Source organism: Paenibacillus sp. RRE4, assembly GCF_031844205.1.
In the GTDB taxonomy this organism is placed as follows: domain Bacteria; phylum Bacillota; class Bacilli; order Paenibacillales; family Paenibacillaceae; genus Paenibacillus; species Paenibacillus xylanexedens_B.
This window is the reverse complement of sequence record NZ_JAUZUT010000014.1, coordinates 42,849-67,336: the sequence shown is the minus strand read 5'-3', so window position 1 is coordinate 67,336 and position 24,488 is coordinate 42,849. Positions and strand designations below refer to the sequence as shown.

At 47.2% G+C, this 24,488-nt stretch carries 23 protein-coding genes; 1 reads left to right on the top strand and 22 read right to left on the bottom strand.

The features are described from left to right. Positions 1-412: 412 nt before the first annotated feature. Positions 413-961, bottom strand: a complete 549-nt coding sequence (locus tag Q9R46_RS26815) for a hypothetical protein (RefSeq protein WP_311282426.1) — start codon at positions 959-961, stop codon at positions 413-415. A 91-nt stretch (positions 962-1,052) separates the two neighbouring features. Here Q9R46_RS26815 and Q9R46_RS26810 point away from each other — a divergent pair, with 91 nt between their 5' ends. Next, positions 1,053-1,655: a TetR/AcrR family transcriptional regulator gene (locus Q9R46_RS26810; RefSeq protein ID WP_311282425.1), complete on the top strand. Its 603-nt coding sequence runs from the start codon at positions 1,053-1,055 to the stop codon at positions 1,653-1,655. A gap of 78 nt (positions 1,656-1,733) precedes the next feature. On the opposite strand, the gene Q9R46_RS26805 is transcribed toward Q9R46_RS26810, so the two are convergent. The 21 genes from Q9R46_RS26805 to tilS form a co-directional block, all read right to left on the bottom strand. Further along, positions 1,734-3,071 carry a TrkH family potassium uptake protein gene (locus tag Q9R46_RS26805; protein WP_311282424.1) on the bottom strand — a complete coding sequence of 446 codons (1,338 nt, stop codon included), beginning with the start codon at positions 3,069-3,071 and terminating at the stop codon, positions 1,734-1,736. 158 nt (positions 3,072-3,229) lie between these two features. Then, positions 3,230-4,741, bottom strand: coding sequence for a lysine--tRNA ligase (gene lysS, locus Q9R46_RS26800; RefSeq protein ID WP_311282423.1), 1,512 nt, complete (start codon positions 4,739-4,741; stop codon positions 3,230-3,232). 114 nt (positions 4,742-4,855) lie between these two features. Beyond that, a complete protein-coding gene (gene greA, locus Q9R46_RS26795; RefSeq protein WP_145336444.1) occupies positions 4,856-5,335 on the bottom strand; it encodes a transcription elongation factor GreA in 480 nt (159 codons plus the stop codon). 251 nt (positions 5,336-5,586) lie between these two features. Next, the gene (gene dusB, locus Q9R46_RS26790) at positions 5,587-6,606 is read right to left on the bottom strand and encodes a tRNA dihydrouridine synthase DusB (RefSeq protein ID WP_311282422.1); all 1,020 of its coding nucleotides are present in this window, start codon (positions 6,604-6,606) and stop codon (positions 5,587-5,589) included. Between the two features lie 176 nt (positions 6,607-6,782). Next, positions 6,783-6,986: a helix-turn-helix domain-containing protein gene (locus Q9R46_RS26785; protein WP_186331904.1), complete on the bottom strand. Its 204-nt coding sequence runs from the start codon at positions 6,984-6,986 to the stop codon at positions 6,783-6,785. Then, positions 6,938-7,486, bottom strand: a complete 549-nt coding sequence (gene folK / locus Q9R46_RS26780) for a 2-amino-4-hydroxy-6-hydroxymethyldihydropteridine diphosphokinase (RefSeq protein WP_145415411.1) — start codon at positions 7,484-7,486, stop codon at positions 6,938-6,940. Before folK ends, Q9R46_RS26785 begins: the two co-directional genes overlap by 49 nt. A gap of 9 nt (positions 7,487-7,495) precedes the next feature. Next, positions 7,496-7,858, bottom strand: coding sequence for a dihydroneopterin aldolase (gene folB, locus Q9R46_RS26775; RefSeq protein WP_090924638.1), 363 nt, complete (start codon positions 7,856-7,858; stop codon positions 7,496-7,498). 81 nt (positions 7,859-7,939) lie between these two features. Then, positions 7,940-8,806 (bottom strand): dihydropteroate synthase, encoded by an 867-nt coding sequence (gene folP, locus Q9R46_RS26770; protein ID WP_311282421.1) that lies wholly within the window; start codon positions 8,804-8,806, stop codon positions 7,940-7,942. Beyond that, positions 8,803-9,696, bottom strand: a complete 894-nt coding sequence (locus Q9R46_RS26765) for an aminotransferase class IV (protein WP_311282420.1) — start codon at positions 9,694-9,696, stop codon at positions 8,803-8,805. Before Q9R46_RS26765 ends, folP begins: the two co-directional genes overlap by 4 nt. A gap of 1 nt (position 9,697) precedes the next feature. After that, positions 9,698-10,276, bottom strand: a complete 579-nt coding sequence (gene pabA / locus Q9R46_RS26760) for an aminodeoxychorismate/anthranilate synthase component II (protein ID WP_145336421.1) — start codon at positions 10,274-10,276, stop codon at positions 9,698-9,700. Between the two features lie 90 nt (positions 10,277-10,366). After that, on the bottom strand, positions 10,367-11,980 hold the full coding sequence (locus tag Q9R46_RS26755; RefSeq protein ID WP_311282419.1) for an anthranilate synthase component I family protein: 1,614 nt from the start codon (positions 11,978-11,980) through the stop codon (positions 10,367-10,369). Positions 11,981-12,234: 254 nt separating this feature from the next. Then, positions 12,235-13,173 carry a cysteine synthase A gene (gene cysK, locus Q9R46_RS26750; protein WP_145336417.1) on the bottom strand — a complete coding sequence of 313 codons (939 nt, stop codon included), beginning with the start codon at positions 13,171-13,173 and terminating at the stop codon, positions 12,235-12,237. Positions 13,174-13,757: 584 nt separating this feature from the next. Then, positions 13,758-14,708, bottom strand: a complete 951-nt coding sequence (locus Q9R46_RS26745; RefSeq protein ID WP_311282418.1) for a peptidyl-prolyl cis-trans isomerase — start codon at positions 14,706-14,708, stop codon at positions 13,758-13,760. Between the two features lie 23 nt (positions 14,709-14,731). Further along, positions 14,732-15,649 (bottom strand): Hsp33 family molecular chaperone HslO, encoded by a 918-nt coding sequence (gene hslO, locus Q9R46_RS26740; protein ID WP_145336414.1) that lies wholly within the window; start codon positions 15,647-15,649, stop codon positions 14,732-14,734. Between the two features lie 77 nt (positions 15,650-15,726). Continuing rightward, positions 15,727-16,497 carry a type III pantothenate kinase gene (locus tag Q9R46_RS26735; protein WP_145336412.1) on the bottom strand — a complete coding sequence of 257 codons (771 nt, stop codon included), beginning with the start codon at positions 16,495-16,497 and terminating at the stop codon, positions 15,727-15,729. 6 nt (positions 16,498-16,503) lie between these two features. Next, positions 16,504-17,370 (bottom strand): carboxylating nicotinate-nucleotide diphosphorylase, encoded by an 867-nt coding sequence (gene nadC, locus Q9R46_RS26730; RefSeq protein ID WP_311282417.1) that lies wholly within the window; start codon positions 17,368-17,370, stop codon positions 16,504-16,506. Next, positions 17,367-19,004, bottom strand: a complete 1,638-nt coding sequence (nadB, locus tag Q9R46_RS26725) for an L-aspartate oxidase (RefSeq protein WP_145336408.1) — start codon at positions 19,002-19,004, stop codon at positions 17,367-17,369. The genes nadC and nadB overlap by 4 nt, the downstream gene beginning before the upstream one ends. Before the next feature lie 34 nt (positions 19,005-19,038). Further along, positions 19,039-19,977 (bottom strand): quinolinate synthase NadA, encoded by a 939-nt coding sequence (nadA, locus tag Q9R46_RS26720; protein WP_311282416.1) that lies wholly within the window; start codon positions 19,975-19,977, stop codon positions 19,039-19,041. 294 nt (positions 19,978-20,271) lie between these two features. Next, complete coding sequence (gene ftsH, locus Q9R46_RS26715) at positions 20,272-22,314, bottom strand: ATP-dependent zinc metalloprotease FtsH (protein ID WP_145336404.1); 2,043 nt, start codon at positions 22,312-22,314, stop codon at positions 20,272-20,274. A gap of 100 nt (positions 22,315-22,414) precedes the next feature. After that, positions 22,415-22,954: a hypoxanthine phosphoribosyltransferase gene (gene hpt / locus Q9R46_RS26710; RefSeq protein ID WP_090924626.1), complete on the bottom strand. Its 540-nt coding sequence runs from the start codon at positions 22,952-22,954 to the stop codon at positions 22,415-22,417. A gap of 52 nt (positions 22,955-23,006) precedes the next feature. After that, positions 23,007-24,446, bottom strand: coding sequence for a tRNA lysidine(34) synthetase TilS (gene tilS, locus Q9R46_RS26705; protein ID WP_311282415.1), 1,440 nt, complete (start codon positions 24,444-24,446; stop codon positions 23,007-23,009). Positions 24,447-24,488: the final 42 nt, after the last annotated feature.

Below are 24,488 nucleotides of genomic sequence, written 5' to 3'. Positions count from 1 at the left end.
ATCTCATTTGTGTTCCGGTTTTCATACAGCCAGATGGCATGTACCAAAAACCTTCACGTCATTCTGCAAGCAGAATGTTTACTCACTCGTTGTTCAGTTTTCAAAGATCAAACTTATTCAGTCACCTTCACTCATTCGCTCCAGTAACTTTTATATCATATCATTTCCGAACCAACTTTGCAAGCCTTTTTTAAGTTTCTTTCGAAGCTTGTTTTCATTTGCTTGCCACACCGTGTAAACTGTGTTTTCTTGGCCGGAATTAGAATATACCATGTATCGAGATTCGGTGCAAGTGTTTTTTTTACTTTTATTAAGAATCATGATCATTCCCTAAAACAATCTGAACTACCTGAGCAAATAGGGCATTAATGAGTAATACATCTTATATACACCGGTTACTCCTTATGGAACATCAACCTATATTTTTAGCAGGATCTTTTCTCGGCCAAAAGCTATAACTAATACTTATTATGAGGTCGATCCCCAGCACCATTGCCCATACCCGGATCAGACCTGAAAATGCCTCTGTTCGAGCAGGATCACCAATCCACCATATCATAATGTACAAAAGAGCACTCCCTATACTCCAAGCCAAAAGATGTCTCACCCATCCTATACGCTCGGTCCTTGCATGTTCTCTTCCATATAACTTATTCCGCCTAGGATTCTCTCCCCCTCTTAACCAGTATCTGAAATAACGATCAGCCCAAGCAATCATCTGATGTCCAAAAGCAACGCTCACTCCAATATAGATAGCTGCTATGCCATGGACCATACTTGCTTTTGCTCCACGTTGGAGATCTACTACAGTGGCTACGAGCAACAAAACATCAACAATTGGTGTTGCCGCGAACAAAGCCAAACCCAGTCGCTTCTTACCCAGCATATATCGAACGCTTAGCCCTGCCGCAACAAATACCCAAAATGCAATCTCACACGCAATAATGAAGTAAGCAACCACGATCGCACCCCCCTTTTTTATTTAATACAACTGTACTATATTTAATTTAACACATTTGTATCATAATAATCAATAATGTTATAATAATGACATGCCTAAAATCGTAGATCATGACAAACAGCGTGTGCTCGTAGCCGAGGCCGCATGGCGTATTATCCGGAAAAATGGTATGGAACAAGCTTCTGTTCGAAATATCGCTGAGGAAGCTGGAATTTCGGTCGGATCCATGCGCCACTATTTTTCCACTCAATCGGAGCTTCTGTTATATGCAATGAATCTTGTATCGGAACGGGTGACTGCCCGGATTCAAAACATGTCTTTTGAAGGGCCTCCGATGGAACATATGAAACAGCTATTGCTTGAATTAATGCCCAATACGGATGAGAAAATGGCTGAAATGGAGGTGTGGTACGCTTTTACTGCCAAATCCAAAACGGATCCTGCGCTCAAAAAACTGGCCGACACTGTATATGACGATATTAGACGAGCTGCCGAGATCGTTATTACCTCCCTGGTGAAGCTAGGTCTCTTCAGGCCTGACTTAAATCAGGAACTGGAGATCGAAAGATTGTATGCTCTGGTTGATGGTTTAGCAATCCACGCGGTGCTCAGACCCGATCAGGTGAACGGCAAACTTATGGATGAAGCCCTCTCGTTACATCTGGCCTCACTATGCCCAAAGAGCGCAACATAAAAAACGCAGTACATTCAATGTCACCCCATTTTTCCTTATAGGGAGTAGATATCGAATGTCTGCGTTTTTTTGTTTGGTTTATCCAATAATAATCCGGCCTTCTGGATGGCGATACAATTTCTTTTCTTTGCGGGGACGAAGTGCGTATGCGATCGTTAGCGGCCCAATCCGACCAACAAACATGGTGAAGGTAATAATAATTTTGCCCCAATCGGTCATCTCATGGGTCACCCCTACTGACAAACCTACCGTACCTATAGCTGACGCAGCCTCAAACATGAGGGAAAGGAATGGTGCATCTTCGGTTGTAAGTAACAGCATCACCACAATCATGAAGATACTGAGGGAAACCATAATGATCGTCAGCGCTCTCATGAGCAGATCTTTAGGTACACGTTGACGGAAAAAAACAATGTCCTTGTTGCCCCGAATCATGGCATATACAGCACCAATCATGATTAGAAAAGTGGTTGTTTTGATTCCCCCGCCTGTCGATCCTGGAGAAGCGCCAATAAACATGAGCAAGATAAAAAAGAACTGAGTCGCTTGTCGCATCTGCGTAATGTCAATCGTACTTGTCCCGGAAGAACGCGTTGAGACAGACTGGAAGAACGACGCATAGATCTTCTCGCTCCAAGTCAGTGAACCAAGCGTGTGACTGTTGGTGAATTCGAAAATAAACAACACCACTGCGCCTATACCGATCAACGCACCTGACACGGACAGCACCAATTTCGATTGCAAAGATAACCGGCGGCGTTTGCGATATTCAAACAGGTCATTCAGCACAACAAACCCAAGTCCACCAGATATCACGAGAATCGAAGCCGTGATGTTAAAAATCCAGTCTCCGGTGTAATATTGAAAACTGTTGCCAAACAGATCAAACCCACCATTGTTAAACAAGGAAACGGAATGAAATACGCCGTAGTATATAGCCCGCATAAAAGGCATCTCGGTTGCCCAGCGTAGAGCCAGAATGACCGCAGCTACCCCTTCAATGGTGAATGAAAAGATCAGAACCTTGCGTATAATCCGCACAATTCCCTCCATGCTGTCGGCATTAATAGCCTCTTTTAGTAGCAGCCTGTCTTTAAGAGATATGCGTTTACCCAGCACAAGTGCAAACAATGTGGCCATGGTCATGAAACCAAGCCCACCAAGTTGCATCAGGATCATAATGACAATCTGACCAAACAAATTGAAAGTTGTTCCTACATCCACCACAACTAGCCCAGTCACACATGCCGCTGATGTAGCTGTGAATAAAGCATCAATAAAGGCTAGATGTGTGCCACTCTGATTAGAAAACGGCAACATCAACAAAACGGTACCAATCGAGATAATCAGCAAGAAACCGCCAACCAATATTAACGGGGGTGATATGAACCTGGCGATGTGAAGCCTGAACTTCATGAAGGGCACCTCTTTTGACCAAAATAAAAATGAAAGCAACGTGTGACCTGTAGCGCGTCCGAATGAGTTGCCTATGTAAACCCAAAGAGGAACTTGCCCCAGCTTGAATGCAAGTGGCAGGTTCCTCTTCTATTATGAACGAAAGATACGTTCCTTATTTACTCTTGTGTACGCGGACGCATATGCGGGAAGAGCAGTACGTCACGAATGGACGGTGAATTGGTCAGCAACATGATCAGACGATCGATACCGATTCCCAGACCACCTGTAGGCGGCATACCATATTCAAGCGCACGGATGAAGTCGTCATCCATCTCATGAGCCTCGTCATTGCCATGCTCTTTCTCCAGCATCTGCGCTTCAAAACGCTGACGCTGATCGATTGGATCGTTCAGCTCAGTGAAGGCATTGGCATGCTCACGTCCAACGATAAACAACTCAAAGCGATCCGTGAAGCGTGGATCTGCATCGCTTTTCTTCGCCAGTGGCGAGATTTCAAGCGGATGTCCCATAATGAAGGTCGGCTGAATCAACGTTTCTTCAACAAACTCTTCGAAGAAGGCGTTCAGGATGTGACCAAATGTCATATGTGGTTCAACTTTTACATTATGCTGTTTCGCCAAGCTGTGCGCTTCCTCATCCGTCATGTGAACGGAGAAGTCTACACCGACAACTTCCTTGACTGCATCCACCATTGTTACACGGCGCCACTGCGGCTTGAGATTCACTTCATGATCTCCATATTGGATAACTTGTGTGCCCAATACTTCCTGTGCGATGTGAGCAACCAGATTTTCAGTTAAAGCCATGATATCCTTGTAATCTGCATAAGCCTCATACAACTCAATCATCGTAAATTCCGGATTGTGACGTGTAGACATGCCCTCGTTCCGGTATACGCGGCCAATCTCATATACTTTTTCCAGACCGCCGACGATCAGACGTTTCAAGTGAAGTTCAATCGCAATCCGCATGTACAGTTCCATATCAAGCGCATTGTGGTGGGTAATAAACGGACGAGCCGCCGCACCACCTGCGATTGTATGCAATGTTGGTGTCTCCACTTCCAGATAACCATGGGAGTCGAGGTAACGACGCATGGATTGAATGATTTTGGAACGCATAATGAAGGTCTGCTGCACATCAGGGTTCATGATCAGGTCTACATAACGCTGGCGATAACGCAGTTCAACGTCAGTCAGACCATGGTATTTATCCGGGAGTGGATAAAGGGATTTCGACAAAACTTCCAGGTCTTTTACTTTAACGGAAGTCTCACCTGTTTTGGTTTTGAAGACAACGCCAGTTACCCCAACAATATCCCCTAGATCAAGCAGGCTGAATGCGGTAAACTTGTCCTCTGGCACGCTATCCTGACGAACATAGATCTGGATTCGGCCGCTCAGGTCCTGAATATGTGCAAAGCTTGCTTTACCCATGCCCCGCTTCGCCATAATCCGTCCGGCAATACTGACTTCGATGTGCTTCTCTTCCAGCTCTTCCTTGGTCAGTTCTTCATACTTCTTCAGAATGGAGCCGGCTTCTTCGGTACGTACGTATTTTTGGCCAAAAGGGTCGATTCCCAAGTTGCGGAGCTCGTCCAATTTGTCGCGGCGAATCTGTAACAGCTCGCTAAGTTCGGTTTCCTGATTCAAGACTTCATCCGTCATGATCTGTATTCATCTCCTTATTTACATTGCAGCCTGTGCGTGTAGGCTTGTCCGTAATGTTGAAAAAAGCTTCCCTAAGGAAGCTTTTGTCTACTACGCCTGACTGCTTCGTTACTACAGCTTTTTAATATCTACAATTTTATATTGAATTACGCCAGCAGGCACACTTACATCAACCACTGTACCTTTTTTCTTGCCCAAAATAGCTTTACCTACAGGACTTTCATTGGAAATTTTGTTCTGAAGCGGATTGGATTCCGCTGTACCTACAATCGTATATTCTGTGATATCGCCGAATTCCAAATCCTCTACAATTACGGTTGCGCCCACACTTACGGAATCGGTATCGATTTCGTCACTGTTGATAATTCGTGCATTACGCAACAGCTTCTCGAGTGTGATGATACGTCCTTCAATAAAAGCTTGCTCATTTTTCGCATCTTCGTATTCGGAGTTCTCACTGATATCACCATAGCCGATAGCTACTTTGATCCGTTCAGCCACTTCGCGGCGCTTCACTGATTTTAGTGTTTCCAGTTCTTCTTCCAGCTTTTTGAGTCCTTCTGGTGTAAGGATAACTTCCTTGTCGCTCATCTCAACCGATTCTCCTGTCATGGGAATAATTTGATTGTACGGCAACGGAATCAGTGCTGATGACAGAACTCCGCCCGCATACATCTTCAAAACTATATGAAGTTCTCCAGAGAAATAGAATATTCCTCCTGATGCACTATACTTAGTAAACGCACATGGCGAATTTATACTGAGAAATTATAGGTGAACGATCTCGAAAAGTCAATGTTACATCCCCTGGGGCTGTAAACGTTTTACAACACGCCTCCTAATTATGAGGCATTACCCGCAATTACCGGTTCAGACTCCAGATTTCCTTCCAATTTCAACTGCTCCACAAAGTTCTCCAGTATGCCCACCATCTCATCCCGCTTGGTTCCTTCCATAATAACGTCCTTGATTCGGGCAGATCCCTTCAATCCCTTCAAGTACCAAGCCAGATGTTTACGCATCTCGCGTACAGCGACGGTCTCATTCTTGAGTGCAATGAGTCGATCCATATGCAAAACAGCTACACGGATCTTCTCCTCTGCATTCGGGTCAGGAGGTAACTGGCCTGAACTCAGATACTGGATTGTGCGATATAACATCCATGGATTACCCAAGGCGGCACGCCCGATCATTACTCCGTCACAGCCGGTCTCATCCAGCATACGGCGTGCATCTTCCGGTGAAGATACGTCGCCATTACCGATGACAGGAATGGAGACAGCTTCTTTGACATTTTTGATGTGTGACCAATCCGCTGTACCTGTGTAGAGTTGTTCTCTTGTCCGTCCATGCACGCTGACAGCACTTCCTCCAGCGCGTTCTACGGCAAGAGCGTTCTCCACCACATAGATGTGTTCGTTGTCCCAGCCGATCCGCATTTTAACGGTGACTGGTTTCTCAACAGCTTCTACAACAGCCGATACCATCTCATAGATTTTGTTCGGGTCCAGCAACCAGCGCGCACCTGCATCACACTTCGTTACCTTCGGTACAGGACAACCCATGTTAATATCGATGATATCTGCGTTCGTTTCCTTATCCACGATTCTGGCTGCCTCGACAAGCGATTCACGGTCGCCTCCCCAAATCTGCAGACTGAGCGGTTTCTCACGTTCATCTACAAATAACATCTCGCGTGTCCGCTGGTTGCCATGTACAATGGCTTTGCCACTCACCATCTCAGCACAGACAAGGCCTGTACCAAACTCTTTGGCGATCAAGCGAAAAGCCGGATTACACACACCAGCCATGGGTGCAAGAACAACCTGATTTTTCATTTCAATATTACCAATCTTAAGCATGTTTGCTAGCTCACCTCTTTATCCAGTCCAAGCCCGGACGTATCCAACATTCCAGAGCTATGGTAGTTTCATTTTGATCGTACATTGAAGTACATTGCGTTCATAGTGTTCATATATTGGAGCTCACTTCGAGTCGTTCTCCGTGTTCTTCGCAGTTTTTCGTTGTCCGTCATTCTTTATTTCCCTTGTAATTCCTCAATACTAATCGCGAGCACACCCGCAATCTTGTTCAGTTCCTGTACTGTCACCTTGCGATTTCCCCGTTCAATCGTCCCCAGAATAGCCAAAGATATACCTGTCTCGGCTGCAAGCTCATGCTGGGTTAACCCTTTCAGCTTCCGGAACGCCCGGATTCGGTTGGCCAATTGCATGTTTTCCAACGCTGTATTCCATCCTTTCCATCCAGTACAGACAACGATGCGTGTACAAAGGTATGCAGACCTGATGCCTCGTCCTGCGGTACGATGTCCGACAGCGGCACCAGTACAAAAGCCCGCTCTCCCATACGGGGATGCGGCAGTTGAAGCAGTTCGGTATCTCGCGTCTCTCCATGCATCCAGAGCAAGTCCAGATCCACCGTACGCGGGCCCCAGCGAATATCCCGAACCCGTCCGAGTTGATTCTCAACACTGAGCAATTCAGCGAGCAAGTGCTCCGGTGTCAGACTTGTGCTGACCGTAGCAGCCATATTCAAAAACGCGGGCTGATCGACATATCCTACCGGCTCCGTCTCATACAACGCAGAACAGCGCAGCACAGATATATGAGGATGTTCATTCAGGAGCGTTAACGCTTCAAGCAGCGTCTGCTCCCGATTACCCAAATTAGCCCCTAAAGCAATATAAGCCTCTGAGGATTCAGAGGTCGAATGTGCAATCATGATCGGTTCTCACTTTCTTGAGCGGCGAAGCTCTACCGTTACGCCTCCGAAATGAATATCAAATGGCGGGTGCGGCTTCGTCACCTTGACTGTCAATGCATTGATAATAGTATAAGTGTCTAGTAAAGAAGATGCAATATGTTCACCCAATGCTTCAATTAACTGGAACGATTTATTTTCAACGATCTGTTTCACCAGTTCATGAATTTCTGCATAATTAATCGTTTTGGTCAGATCATCGTTACGTCCAGCTTCGCCCAGATCCATATCGATCTCCAGATCAATATAATACCGCTGACCCAGCTTTCGTTCTTCTGCAAACACACCGTGATACCCGTAATACTCCATGCGGTGCAAAACCATTCTGTCCATCCAGTTCCCCTGCCTTCTATTCAAGTACTCTCTATATCAAAACGCTTCGCTTCAACATGAAGGGGCCGCGAAGGCCCTCCATTATGATCTTCTCCGTAAGCCCGGAGAACGATGTAACATTGCATCACACATGTCCGCCGTGCGCCGGATCGGCTTCACATCATGAACCCGTACCAACTGGCAGCCTTGGGCAATGCCAAATGCAACCGTTGCTGCCGTGCCTTCCAGTGTATCGTCAGCACCTACATCCAGCGTGTGCTGGATGAATCTTTTGCGAGAGGTAGCGAGTAGCACCGGATACCCCAACTCGTTTAACAGACCAAGAGAAGACATCAACTCCAGGTTCTCCGAGAGGTCCTTCACAAAACCAATCCCTGGGTCCAATATAATCTGATGTTCCTCTACACCCGCTTCAAGCACAAGCTGAATGCTGTCCTGCAAATCACCTACAACATCGAGCAGGTAATCGTTGTAGTCTCTCGCCTGACGGTTATGCATCAGAATAATGGGACAGCCCAGTTCGGCTGCCGTTCGCGCCATCTCCGGATCAGCCTTGGCTCCCCATACATCGTTGATAATATGGGCACCTGCCTGAATGGCTTGGCGGGCAACATCCGCCTTGTATGTATCCACGGAGATCGGTATATGTGGCGCCTCTGCACGCAAAGCTTCGATCACCGGAATAATTCGGTGAAGTTCCTCATCTGCGCTGACCACTTCTGATCCTGGACGGGTGGATTCTCCGCCAATATCAATCAGATCCGCACCGTCCTCCATCATTTGTTTCGCATGGGCTACTGCCCGCCCCACACTATTGTAGCGCCCACCATCTGAGAACGAATCTGGCGTGACGTTCAAAATACCCATAATCTGCGTCCGGGAGCCCAGTGTAATTGAAGCTGGCCCCCATTCATATTTCCGTTCATAGATGACTGGTGTAAGTGTCATGAAGTATACCCCGCTTTCTCCCGGTACATACGTAGCAACACTGCCGTTACCGGGCCGATCCGTCCATTGCTGATCGCTGTTTCTGTGCCGCTCAGATCCCGCAACGTTGTTACCGGTACAAGCTCGGCTACGGAACCCGTCAGAAATATTTCATCTGCTTGCTGCAGATCTTCCCAGGGTGACTGCACTTCTATGCAAGCGATACCTTGATCTGCGGCAATCTCCATCACCACCGCTCTAGTGATCCCTGGAAGAATGCCTGTTGACAGCGACGGGGTGTAGAGGACTTTCTCCCGCACCCAAAATATATTGCTGACAATACCCTCGGCAACATAATCGTCGCGCGTAAGCTGTAATCCTTCTGCACTCAGTAATCGCTGGTCTTGTCCACCATAAATGTTTAATTCACGCTTCGCCAGGATACTGTTCATATAGTGAAGCGACTTGAATCTGATCTGGCTTTCCGGTGTATTACGAGGTGTAGACAGACGTTGCAACATTTTACCCCTTTCATACAGAGTAGGAGAGGGGGCAGGTAATGATTTTGCCAGTACGATATGTGTGGGATCTGTATAATCCCCCGAAGGTAGTCCAAGCGGCGCTTCACCTGCGGATACTGTATAACGCACGTACGCATCCTTAAGTTCGTTCCCCTGCATCAGACGGGATATCCAGTCTTTGACTTCCTCGGCAGTCACTGTAAAAGGAATGCCCAACTCTTTACAGCCTGAAGCCATGCGCTCCAGATGCCTTTCCAGAAGGTAGGGTACGCCTTGGTATGTTCGAAAGGTCTCGAACAGCCCAAGGCCGTACAAAAAGCCGTGATCCGTTACAGGAACCGCAGCCGACGCCAGTTCAACCAGTTCTCCGTTAATCGCGGCATATTGCATATTATACGTTCGCTTTTTGCTGTGCTAGGAAATTGCGAAGCATCTGGTGTCCATGATCTGTAATAATGGATTCCGGGTGGAACTGTACCCCTTCAATCGCATACGTTTTGTGACGCAGACCCATAATCTCTCCCTCAGCGGTTTCCGCTGTAATCTCCAGACAATCCGGCAGGCTACTGCGTTCCACGATCAATGAATGATACCGAGTTGCCGTAAACGGAGAAGGCAGCCCTGTAAATACCGATGTACCCTGGTGATGCATCTCCGATGTTTTGCCATGCATCATCCGATCCGCCCGAATGACATTGCCTCCAAACGCCTGCCCGATTGCCTGATGTCCAAGACAAACGCCAAAGATGGGAATGCTTCCTTTGAAATGATCGATAACTGCCAAGCTGATCCCCGCTTCATTCGGAGTGCATGGACCTGGAGAAATCAGAATATGATCCGGTGCCAGTGCTTCGATACCTGCCAGATCAATCTCGTCATTGCGGCGAACTTCCACCGTCTCCCCCAATTCACCCAGATATTGAACCAGGTTGTAGGTAAAGGAATCGTAATTGTCGATAACCAGAATCATAGGTCTGCTCCTCCTCATATTCCACCGCAGATTACGGCGGATGCCTTGTTTATTTTAACTAATTTAGTTTGATTGCTTCATTCTGTCTCTTCATGTGGTTTCTGCTCGCGTCGGGATTACCCCTGCTGATGCCTGCGCTGTGTCAGCCTCGGCTCGTTCACTATAGTTCACTGCTCGCATCATTGCTCTAGCCTTGTTGGAACACTCCTTGTACTCGCGATATGGATCGGAATCAATGACAATACCTGCACCAGCCTGTACATACCCCGTTCCATCCTTGATTGCAAGAGTGCGTATGACGATATTCAGCTCCATATTTCCACTGTAGTCCATCCATCCAATGGACCCTGTATATGGCCCACGTCTTACCGGCTCTAGCTCTTCGATAATTTCCATCGTGCGTACTTTCGGAGCACCCGTTATCGTTCCACCAGGAAACGTTGCAGCAATGACATCAAACACAGTCAATCCTTCGGCCAGCCTGCCTTCCACCTGTGAAACCAGGTGCATAACATGCGAATATCTCTCGATTGTCATTAATTCAGGGACATGAACCGATCCATACGCAGCAATCCGCCCGATATCATTGCGCTCCAGGTCAACCAGCATAATATGCTCGGCCCGCTCCTTCTCACTACCAAGCAGCTCATCTGCCATCGCCCGATCCTCTGCTTCATCTCGTCCTCTTCTTCGTGTTCCGGCGATGGGCCGCGCACTGACTTTGCCGTTCTCGACTTTGACGAGCAATTCTGGCGATCCACTGACCAGTTGGAATTCGGGACTGCGAAGCATCCCCATATAGGGTGACGGGTTCACAATACGTAACCATTCATAGATATGCTCGCTACTGGATTGGAGTTGCTTTTCATGTCGCAGGGACAGATTAACCTGAAATACGTCGCCTTGCCTGATATACTCCTGTACTTTACGCACAGCTTGTTCAAAATCTTTTTGTGGAAAGGATGTCCTCCACCCCTCTGTTTCGCGTTCGGATTCTTCTCTTCGGAGGGCAAGATGAACCTGTCTGTGACGGAGCTCCAACGCTTGCTGTTGCTCCTCTGCCTGAGCAAAACCCATAATATGAAGCCAGCGTTGCTGCATGGCTACAGCACGTTTCCCAGCCGCAGCGTAGAGACTCTGCAGATCGGTCTGCTCCTGCTGTTCAGCACTTACCTCCAGATGCACCATACAGAAAAGAGCCTGCTGCTCATGGTCATATGCCCATATTTCCTCAAAACGCATCCACCAGTAATCTGGAAGTGCAGGATTATCTTCAGCAATCGATGGCAACTTCTCCAGTGATCTGGCTACATCATAGCTGAGGTACCCGGCGCAACCGCCTGCAAAATCTGGTGCTCCATCAACCTTGGGTGCTCGGTAAGGTGACGTCCACCGTTTTAACACATCCAGCGGTTTACCCCGATCTGTTCGACTTTTTCCTTGAAACACATCATGAATTGTAGCTTCCTGCCCTTTGCCGGAAACGATGGATACCGGATTTAATCCGAGGAAAGTATACCTTCCGCCTTTGCCATTCTCCAGCACAATTGCGTTAGGAGATGCTTGTTGCCACGCTGCCTCCCACGTTAGCGGTAAACCGCCATGATACGGTCCCTCATCGGACTTCGTTATATAAGGAAGCATGGTCCAGCCTTGTCCAGCCCATGCTTCCCAGTCGGCGTATGTTGTCATCAGGTGTGTCATTGCGGCCCGCCGCCCTTTCCTGTGTCACTATATAAGTTGACTATATAATTTACACAGTCACCCCAATGGCAGATAAGCTGTGCAAACGAGTGTTCAACTTATGTAGTTCTTATTGTTTGATAGTATACTAAAGCGCCGTTGCTTTTAAAAGCATTACACAAAAAATCCTCCCCACCCGTCAGGGCAGGAAGGATACATATAAACCGTTCAGAAACATCAAGCTTATCCGGTAAAAGATAAGTCCTGTGCCTGAATTATGCCTCGAAATTGTAAAGCGGAGTGCTCAGATAACGTTCGCCGTTACTTGGCACGATAACGACAACGCGTTTACCTGCGCCCAGTTGTTTTGCTACTTGTAGTCCTGCGCGAATCGCTGCACCGGATGAAATACCGGATAGAATCCCCTCTTCTTTTGCAACAGCACGAGCGGTTTCAAATGCATCATCATTCTCGATGTGAATGATCTCGTCATATACTTCTTGATCCAAAATTTCAGGAATAAAGTTTGCGCCAATTCCCTGAATTTTGTGAGGACCCGGTTTACCGCCAGCCAGAATTGGTGATGCTGCCGGCTCTACGGCTACAATTTTGATCCCAGGGAATGCTTCTTTCAACACTTCACCCGTACCTGTGATTGTTCCGCCAGTACCGATTCCCGCAACAAATGCATCGAGCGTACCGCCTACAGACTGGATCGCTTCAACGATTTCAGGACCTGTCGTTTCGCGGTGAATCTTCACGTTCGCTTTGTTTTTGAACTGCTCCGCCATGAAGTAGGACGGATTTTCTTTCAATAGCTCTTCGGCTTTTTTGACTGCGCCATTCATTCCTTCTGCTCCAGGTGTAAGTACAAGCTCGGCACCATAAGCACGAAGCAGGTTACGACGCTCCAGACTCATCGTCTCAGGCATTACAATAACAGACTTGTAGCCTTTAGCAGCAGCAACCATCGCGAGGCCGATCCCCGTGTTACCGCTTGTTGCTTCAATGATCGTACCGCCCGGTTTCAGCTTGCCTTCTTTTTCCGCTTCTTCAACAATGCTAATTGCGATCCGGTCTTTAACACTTGATCCCGGGTTCTGGTATTCCAGCTTCACCAATACTTCAGCACTGCCTTCAGGTACGATATTGTTCAAACGAACAAGCGGAGTACCTCCGATGAGTTCAGTTACGTTATTAACTACTTTAGCCATATGAATGCCCTCCTTAGTGGTATAAATGATACTTATATAAGTTAAACTAAAGATTTACACCTTTCACTCCAATGACAGAATAACCTTCCAATCGCTGTTATCCCCAGATTTTTTGATCCCCTTTTAAAAGGGAAAATCCGGTGATAAAGGCGAACGCTTCGCTTCTCCAGGTTTTTTCTGTCCTCTCCGTTATTGTGTAAAAAAACGTTCAACTTATATAGTTCCTGTAAGCTTATACGATGTGTGCGAATGAGCCTCTGGATGTTTATGAAGAACTGCGGAAATCCGGTGATTATCCGTTCCTTTCTGCATAAGAACCACGCATACAGGTATCAGGCAGCGCCGAGTTTTCCGAAAGTTTCTTTACTACATTGAAAACATCTAAATTCATGCATATCATGTGATGATGTATTTATATCCGAGTAAATGAGTAGGTTTTTGATTATTTTCATCTTATCAACGTTACACGCCATTGTCAATATGAGTACTCAAAAAAATACTTTGCCTTGGGCCCTGAGACCGTAGACAAAGTATTTTTATCAAGATGCCACTTCTATAAGACAGGAAATTTGCCAATCTTCGTTTCAGGAGGCAGGAATCTCGGAGATAATCACGGCCTCGTATTTATCGCGCAACATCTGTTCCACCTGTGGAAGTGGATCAGCCTGACTTAAGGCCAGCTCCATACGAATCTCTTCATGTACTTCCTTTGCTGACTGCTCCTGGCGTTCGACTTTGTCATTCAGTCTGATGATTGCATAACCGTCCTCAACTTTCACTGGACCAGCAATATCACCGATTGACATATTTGCAGCCTGTTGCAAAATGGATTTAGGTTGGAACGGATCGTTCTGATCGATCCACCCTAGTTTACCTCCCGCATCTCGGGAGTAACTATCCTCTGATTCGGAGCGAGCCATTTCTTCGAAATCTTTCCCGTTCCGAAGCTCCGTCAACATAGCCTCTGAATCAGACTTTTCTTTTACCACAATTATGGACAGATCGTATTTCTCAGGGGTGATATAGTCTTCTCGATGCTCTACCCAGTATTTTTGAATATCGTCATCCTTCACCTGTATACCTGCGGTAGCAATCTTTTCGAGCAGTAGACGGTAACCTGCCTCTAATTCGAGATCCTGTTTCGACAGGCCAAGCTGTGATTTCATGGCATCATAGTATGACTTCTCTGAATCATATCCATCCATCGCTCCAGCCATTTCTCTTGCGATCTCTTTCGGAGTAACCACCAAATTGCGTTGAAGAGCTTCTGCATATACTGCTTTCCGGTTCAGCATCTGTAGGAGGATCTCACTACCATAACGTCGTTTTAATGCATCCGTCCAAGCTTTATCTGTGATCACTTCACCATTAATCGTCGCAACCGTACTTCCCTCTTCCTTGCTCCCATCATGAGGTGTTTCTGCATCTTCTTTTCCCTGATGCAGCACCTGCATCGCCATGAATGTACCCATCACGAGCACGCCAAGTGTCAAAATAACGACCGCCGTCCATAATCCTTTTTCCTGTCTGGTCATACCTCATCCCGTCCCCGCATCGATCAATTCTTAGCTTGTTCTAGGATGGCCTCTAGCTGCTCTTTGTTAAAATCATACGCTTCATTACAGAATTGGCAGACCACTTCAGCCTGCCCTTCTTCTTCAATTAATTGCTCCAGCTCGGACTGACCAAGACTGATTAAGGTTTGTTCCAGACGTTCACGAGAACAACTGCATCTAAAACGAATATCAAGTTCGCCCATGACTTGCACATCCGGCAGGAGACGACGTAACAATTCCTCTAGCTCGAGTCCTTCGTTCAACAAGGTTGTCACCGGAGGCAAGGCACCAATAGCATTCTCGATTTCTGTAATCTCGGGATCAGTGAGACCTGGGAGAAGCTGAATAATAAATCCGCCTGAAACGATAACCGAATTATCCGTATCAACCAGCACACCCACGCCAACAGCAGAAGGCGTCTGTTCTGACTGAGCAAAATAATACGTAAAGTCTTCGCCCAGTTCACCCGAGATAATCGGAATGCTACCACGGTACGGGTCTTTCAGTCCCAGATCCTTCGTTATATTAATGAAACCTTCTGTACCCACCGCCCCAGCTACATCCAATTTCCCAAAACGATTGCTTGGCAGATGTACATGCGGATTTGAAACATAGCCGCGCACCTCACCTTTGGCATTAGCATCAGCTACGATCTGGCCTATTGGGCCATCACCGTTCACTTGAATAGTGAGTTTTTCATCACCTTTCAACATTGCCCCCATAATAGATGCGGTCGTTACTGTACGCCCCATAGCTGCTGTAGCCGTGGGAAACGTATCATGTCTTCTGCGTAGCTCTTCTACCAGTTCTGTGGTCTGAACGGCAAATGCTCTTACCTTTCCATTCATTGCTGTACCACGGATCAACCGGTCATGTTTGTTGTTGTTTTCCAAGTCATTCAGCCTCCTTTGGCGTGTCATTTTAATATCCTAACAGAAAAAAACGGCTCAACATTTAAGCTGTAATCCCAGCCTGCTGTATGCCGCCCTTTGTATGTCTACCTTTCTCGGTTCCGCTCGTAGATGACACGTAGCCCCTCAAGCGTAAGCAGTGGATCAACTTTCTCAATGCTACGGGTTTCTTCTGCAATCAGAGTAGCAAGACCTCCTGTGGCAATAACCATAGGCTCGGCCTTCATCTCTTCGCGGATTCGTTCTATGATGCCGTCCACTTGGCCGGCATAACCATAGATGATGCCGGACTGCATGGCATGTACGGTATTGCGCCCAATCACCTTCTTCGGCTTCTCCAGCTCAATTCGCGGTAGCTTCGCCGCTCGCTCGTAAAGCGCTTCGGTAGCAATGTGAATACCAGGTACAATTGCGCCTCCCAGGTAATGGCCTTTCTCATCAATACAGTCAAATGTTGTGGCTGTACCAAAATCAACGACCACAAGGGGGCCGCCGTATTTTTCCACGGCCGCCACAGCATTCACGATCCGATCCGCCCCTACTTCACGGGGATTCTCATATCGTAGATTCAGGCCGGTCTTGATACCGGGTCCAACCAGCAATGGTTTTTTTCCCACATATTTCACACACATCATTTCAATGACACTCACCAGTGGCGGAACCACAGATGAAATAATTACACCCTCGATGTCGCGGGCAGAAATACCTGACATATGAAATAAATTATAAATCAATACGCCGTATTCATCCACTGTGGACTGACGAGATGTGCTCAGACGAAAATGATGCAATAGTTCACGGCCGTGATATACCCCGAGCACGATGTTACTATTGCCCACGTCTACGACTAAAATCAAAGAGGTTCACCCCTCTTTCTTTTCGTTTAGATCCAGGCTGATATCCAGGCTCTCAAAAGAATAGGTTAACCTGCCAACCGAAATTACATCCACACCCGTTTCCGCTATTCCGCGAATCGTTTCAAGTGATACATTGCCGGATGCTTCTATCTTCACATGCGGAGCCTGTTCACGAATCAGAGCGACTGCTTCTCGCATCCGATCAGGCCGCATGTTATCCAGCATAATGATATCTGCGCCTGCTTGCAAGGCTTCCTGTACCTGGGCCATGTTTTCCGTTTCAACTTCAATCGTCATCGTATGCGGAATAACTGCCCGTGCTCGCTCAACAGCTTCTGTAATGCTGCCTGCGCCTTTAATATGATTGTCTTTGATCATAACGGCATCATACAGTCCAAACCGGTGATTGGCTCCGCCACCCACACGTACAGCATACTTTTCCAGCAAGCGATGACCTGGTGTTGTTTTGCGTGTATCGACAAGTCTGGTCTTCAATCCATCAAGAGCATCCACGTAGGAACGTGTTCGGGTAGCAACACCGGACATACGCTGTAACAGATTAAGTGCGAGCCGCTCCCCAGTCAGGAGCGAATGTGTACTTCCTTCAACTTCAGCCAATATGGTGCCAGGGATAACTATATCGCCGTCATTTACCTTTGCCGTATAACGGAGCTCTGGATCCACGACATGGAAAACAAGCTCAGCAATCGTCATACCCGCTATGACTCCATGATCTTTGGCATGAATCACAGCCTTGGATTCACTGCCTGCCGGAATGGTCACATTCGTTGTGACATCACCTGCACCTACATCCTCGCGCAGCCAGCCTTTGATCGTCTCAATTAGTTCCTCATTATATCCGTTCAGTATCATGACATCCATTCCTCCACAATCGCTTGTTCTCGCTGCTGCAGACTATGCTTCTGCCATATTATATCGTCTCGTGCAGGGAAGTCCTCACGGTAATGTGCTCCTCGGCTCTCCTCACGGTGTAGCGCTCCGCTGGTTACAAGCCACGCACAAGTCAGAAGGTTCGCATACTCCAGTTCTTCCCTTTGTGTAAGTTTCTGATCGAAAAAAGACAACTCCTGCTGCAATTTATCTATAGCCTGCCTCAGATTAGTTCCATTTCTTCGCAGACCCACTTGACGAACCATCATCTTTTGCAGACGTAAACGTCTTTCCGATACCGGCTTGGAATGCTGCTGCTCTTTCGCATCGTTAATGTTCTTATTTTCTGTGCTCGGAGATTTTACATCTCTCCCCAGTGTCCCTTCGAGCGGCGGCAACGAATGAATACGTTCCACGATTCTGCGGCCAAATACAATCGCTTCAGATAAGGAATTGCTCGCTAGTCGATTGGCTCCGTGCACGCCGGTAGAGGATACCTCGCCACAGGCAAATAAACGGGGGATACTGCTCTCACCACTCAAGTCCGTCTTTACTCCGCCCATCATATAATGAGCCGCAGGCGCAACCGGAATCCAATCCGTAGTCATGTCGAGACCGTAACGCATACAAGTTTCATAAATAGTAGGAAAACGATGTTTCACCATCTCCGGCTGCTCATGGGTAATGTCGAGGTACACAAAGGTGCTGTTTGTCAGTTCCATCTCGCTGACAATCGCTCTAGCTACAATATCACGAGGCGCCAATTCAAGCTGCGGGTGATATTTCTCCATAAAACGCTCACCCTTCACGTTGCGAAGGTAAGCCCCTTCCCCGCGTACCGCTTCAGATACCAGGAAGCGGGGTGCTCCCGGGTAACATAAGGATGTCGGGTGGAACTGGATAAATTCCATATCACGAACTATAGCCCCCGCACGGTATGCCATAGCTACCCCGTCAGCTGTAGCTACATCGGGATTAGTTGTATAACGATACAGCTGTCCCGCCCCGCCCGAGCAGAGCACTGTTGCTTTTGCTTTGACAAATACCTTTGAGCCGTCTTCTTTCAGAATCAGAGCGCCGATACATTCTCCTCGATCCGTAATCAAATCCACCACAAAGTGCTCATCCCAAACGTCAATGCCCGAATGCTCGTGAACCTCAACGGCGAGCGCTCTTACGATCTCATATCCAGTTGCATCCCCATTGGCATGTAAAATACGGCGGTGGCTGTGCGCACCTTCCTGCGTCAACGCCAATTCGCCGTTCTCCAGATCGAACAATGTCCCCAGACGGATCAGTTCTCTGACACCGTCCGGGCCCTCATTCACCAAGACTTCAACCGCCTCGGATCGGCACAAACCCGCTCCGGCAACAAGAGTATCTTGCAAGTGGTACGCAGGAGAATCATCTTCAGCAATAACAGCCGCAATCCCGCCCTGCGCATATCTGGTGTTACTCTCAAGCAAAGACTTCTTCGTAATCATCAGAACACGATGCTGTTCGCTAGCCTTAATTGCGGTAAACAGGCCAGCAATGCCTGAACCAATCACCAGTACATCGGTCTCTACCATCGGCAGCGCAGAGAGGTCGAAATCATATATATATTGCGGTATCATCGTTTCACCTGTCTCGGAGCAAGAGTAACGCATGTTACTTCACCAGTAACATGCGCTCTAGTGATTCTCTGGCTTTATCAGCAACAGCAGGAGGGACATAAATCTGCGGTTTCATCGTTTCCAGGCATTTGACCAGCTTCTTCAGGTTGTTAACCTTCATGTTTGGACATACCAGGAACTTGGTTGCAAAATGGAACTGTTTATCCGGACTGTCGAGGCGAAGCTGATATCCTGTACCATCCTCTGTGCCGACAATGAATTCCTTCGTGGAGGATTTTTTGCAATATTCCAGAATCGCTGTTGTACTACCTACAAAGTCACCCATTTCTACAACTTCAGGGCGGCATTCAGGGTGCACTACAAACTCAGCATTCGGATATTTAGCCTTCATCTCAACAACATCTTTTACCGTGAGCATATCGTGTGTATTGCAGTATCCTTCCCAGATGATCATCTTCTTGTCTGTGTGCTGCTGTACATAATGCCCCAGGTTTTTATCAGGTACCCAGATGATTTCCTCTGCATCTACGGACTGGATTACACGAACAGCATTGGCTGATGTACAGCAAATATCTGTTTCTGCTTTGATCTCAGCCGAGGAATTAATGTAGGTGACTACCTTGGCGTTCGGATGTTGTGCCTTCAACTTACGTAATCCGTCCACGTTCACCATATCCGCCATCGGGCACCCAGCACGTTCATCAGGAATCAAAACGGTTTTATTGGGAGCCAGAATTTTAGCGCTTTCACCCATAAAATGAACACCGCAGAATACAATAACGTCTGCATCTGTTTGTGCCGCCTTCTGGGCAAGCAGGAAAGAATCTCCGCGAAAATCTGCGACTTCCTGTACTTCATCACGTTGATAATAATGAGCAAGAATAATAGCATTACGTTCCTTCTTGAGTTCCATCAGCCGCTCACGCAGCTCACGATTCATCTCAGCCTTGCGCTCTAAAGCCAGAGCTTCCACCTGTGATCCTCTCCTTATCGGGACAGCGTCAAGCGCTGTTTCATGGGCTAACCTGTGTCGTTATGTTCGCTGGTGAAACGAATCACAAGCGGTTTAACAACTAATGTACACAACGTTCACGACTCTGTCAATAAATGAAAAAGGGCAGGATATACTCCCTTATCCCCCTTATGCTGTCCGGTTCGCCATTTAGCTCTTGATTATCTGTTTCTTCTACGAATGAATAATTTCTACAAAAAAAGAGAGCCACGAGGGCTCTCTTATCTTTCCGATAGCATGACCGGACATGTGATATTAAGATGTCGGTTTCGTACCGCCATCGTTTGGATCATTGCTGCCCTTATCCAAGTCAGGAGCTTCATTCGGAATATCACCAGCTGGCGGCTCAGATGTTTCATCTTTACCCTGAATGCGTACGCGAACATCACCGATGTTATCAATGATTGGCTCGCCGCCTTCATTTGGCGTACCTTCTCCCGAATTGTCACTATCTGCTTTTGGTGTCAAGGAACCTGTTTCGATCAACTGCTTGATCTGATCCATTTCCAACGTTTCCACTTCAAGCAATGTTTCGGCAATCAGATGCATCTCTCTTGTATGTTTTGTAAGGAGGGCTTTACACTTTTCATAACATTCGTTAATAAAGCGCTGCATCTCTTGGTCAATCTCATATGCGATGGAATCCGAGTAATTCTGCTCATGACCGATATCCCGTCCAAGGAATACCTGTCCTTGTGAACTTCCGAATTGCATTGGACCCAGTTTCTCACTCATACCATATTCCATAACCATGCTGCGCACGATACCTGTCGCTTGTTGGAAGTCACTATATGCACCGGTACCAATCTCACCGATAAACAATTCTTCCGCCACGCGACCTCCGAGAAGTCCGGTTACTTTATCCAGCAACTCCTGTTTGGTAACGAGCATGCGGTCTTCTTTTGGCAACATGATTACATATCCACCCGCACGTCCGCGCGGAATGATGGTCACTTTATGTACCATATCAGCATGTTCCAGGAAGTATCCTACAATGGTATGGCCTGCTTCGTGATAAGCAACAATGCGTTTCTCCCGATCACTGATGACACGGCTTTTCTTCTCCGTACCAACGATGACACGGTCAATCGCCTCATCCACTTCACGCATGGAAATATCTTTTCTGTTACGGCGTGCTGCGAGCAATGCCGCTTCATTCAGCAAGTTCTCCAGATCTGCACCCGAGAAACCTGTTGTACGCTTCGCAATAATGTCCAGTCTCACATCTTTCGTGAGCGGTTTGTTACGGGAGTGTACTTTCAGAACAGCTTCACGGCCTTTAACATCTGGACGATCCACTGTGATTTGACGGTCAAAACGGCCTGGACGCAACAATGCAGGGTCTAGAATGTCTGCACGGTTCGTGGCAGCAACGATGATAATACCTTCGTTTGCACCGAATCCGTCCATCTCAACGAGCAATTGGTTCAGGGTTTGTTCACGTTCGTCGTGACCGCCACCAAGACCAGCACCACGCTGGCGTCCCACTGCATCGATTTCGTCAATAAAGATGATACAAGGCGCATTTTTCTTTGCATTTTCGAACAAGTCACGTACACGTGATGCACCGACACCGACAAACATTTCAACGAAGTCGGAACCGGAAATGCTGAAGAATGGTACACCTGCTTCACCGGCTACAGCACGAGCAAGCAAAGTCTTACCTGTACCTGGAGGACCTACGAGCAATACGCCCTTCGGAATACGTGCCCCAACGGCTGCGAACTTCCGAGGGTCCTTGAGGAAGTCTACGACTTCAACAAGCTCTTGTTTCTCCTCGTCTGCACCCGCCACATCTTCAAATGTTACGCGCTTCTTCTCTTCATTGTAGAGGCGAGCACGGCTTTTACCAAAGTTCATTACTTTACCGCCGCCGCCTTGAGCCTGATTAAACAGGAAGAAGAACAGCAGGAACATAATGATCAAAGGAATAAAGGAAGTCAGCAACGTTAACCAGATGCTGTCACCCTTCATTGGTTCCTGATGATATTCAAATTTGTTAGCTTCACTTGCAGCTACAAGTTCGGTAATTGCCTCATCCGTAGGAGGAATATACGTTGAGAAATTTTCTGATTTGGCCCCATCAGGTGCTTGTTTGTATCGGCCGGTCACGAGATATGTCTGACCGTTGAATTGAACAGTCACTTCGGCGATATTGTTGGCTTTAACCTCAGCACGAAACTGATCATATCTAGGGTTTTCTATAACATCGTTTCCATCTGTGATAAATCTAACTAAACCCACCACAACTAAAAAAAGAATCAAATAAAAACCAGAATTCCGGATGAACCGATTCATCCCCTACCTCCTCTCGAGACACTTTAATTATTTTAACATAGCCCGACATGGCTTCTCAATAGAAGCCAAGAACAGCTCAAGGCTTCGGCCTTACTGGATATCAGCTTGTGTAGATTTCTGGTTTTAGAATCCCAATATATGGAAGATTCCGGTATTGCTCGGCATAATCCAGACCGTACCCCACGATAAACGCATCAGGGATATCAAAGCCCGTGTAGTGAGCTTCCAGTTCCACTTTGCGGCCGGATGGTTTATCGAACAATGTTACCACACGTACAGTTTCAGCACCGCGGTTTTCCAACAGTTCAATCAAATAGCTGAGGGTCAGTCCGCTGTCGATAATATCTTCGACAATCAGAACTTCACGTCCTTCAACGGATACATCCAGATCCTTGATGATTTTGACAACACCGGATGACTTGGTAGATGCACCATAACTGGATACGGCCATAAAATCCATCTCAACCGGTACCGTTATGTTCTTAACCAAATCAGCCATAAATATAAACGCACCTTTGAGCACACAAATGACCAAAGGGTTCCGGTTAGCATAATCGGCACTGAGTGTTGCGCCTAATTCCTTAACCTTACTCTGAATTTCTTCTTCACTGATCAATACTTCCTGAATGTCGTTCTGCAACTGTGCGAACCTCCTAAGTTATACTATGAAAGCCTTACCTGAACCATAACCACTACCCCTGAATCGCTGAATCGCCTACAGTCATGTACAGGATTGCGGAAGTGCTCTCCCTGACAGGAGCCATATCGGACCGGCGAACACCCGGTAACCAGATGACATTGCCTGCTCCATCACACACCACAGGAATGCGTGGTCTGACAGATGGGGGAATTTTCTCGTCGATGAAAATATTTTTCACCTTTTTGCTCCCGTTTAATCCCATTACCTTCATGGTATCTCCAGGTAACCGTGATCGTACAACCAGCGGCATCTGAAGCTTATTTGCATCAAATGCGGCCTGATCAGCCGATTCCGGTACATGATAGTTTTCGGGACTCATCGGCATCAACCGGATATATCGGTTAATCTCGGTGAGTGAAAGCTCATAAGTTCCGCTCCATTGTGCAAGACGATACTCGTAAGATTGATCCTGTGCACTTGCCCGTTCGCCAAAAGAGATCAGACCATACTCCCGGGCACATACGAGTGTCTGTCCTATATCCAGGCTCCAGGTCGTCTCCTCGGTCTCCATGACCTTGCGCCGAATAGTTTCAATACGGGTAAAGTCGACAAAATCACTGTCCAAAGGCAGATAATTCAATATTAGTTTAATCAACCTTCGTTGTAAAGCGACATGTAACTTCAAGAAGGAAGGCACCTCAAAGGTCTGCCTTCCGCCGTTCACCTGCACTAGACACCTGTATGTGTCATGAGTACTCTGCTCCATGAAATCGTCTTCGTCACCCACAATTTCGGCAAGTCGATTCAGTGACGGCGTGAGTTGTCCATTATATTGCCCCAAAAATGGAAGCACATCCAGACGAATCGCATTACGCCGATATTTTCGTTGATCATTACTCTCATCATGAAAATAAGTAAAACCCTTAGTAATACAAGCTTCTACAAGGTCTGTCTTGTTTATACGAAGGCATGGTCGGATAAGTTCCACATTTTTTTCACGACGTTTGAACTTCATACCTGCAAGTCCCGAAAGCCCGCTACCTCGAAGCAAATGCAACATAACTGTCTCTGCCTGATCATCGGCATGATGTGCCAGGGCAATACTTGCTGCCCCATATTTGTCAGCCACTTCATGCAAAAAGGCGTAACGCCGGTTCCTTGCTGCCTCCTGTGGACCCTGACCTGTCTGTTTCATATAGGAAGGTATGTCCGCTTTGACCCACTCAAATGCAAGGCCAAGCTGACGTGCCAAATCCATCATCTGACGGGCTTCTTGATCCGACTCCGTCCGAAATCCATGATGTACATGGGCACAGATCAATTCGAGCGGCACATGTCGCTTGCTGATCTCATGCATGATATGCAAAAAAGCTACCGAATCCGGCCCGCCCGATACAGCGATGACAATCCGGTCCCCGGGAACCCATAACTGATGCTCTTCCGCTGCATCCAGTACGTTATTCACCAGTGTCTCCCAGCGCGAAGCTTCCATACCTGTTCCTCATTCCTTGCGTTATGTATATGCACGCCCAAC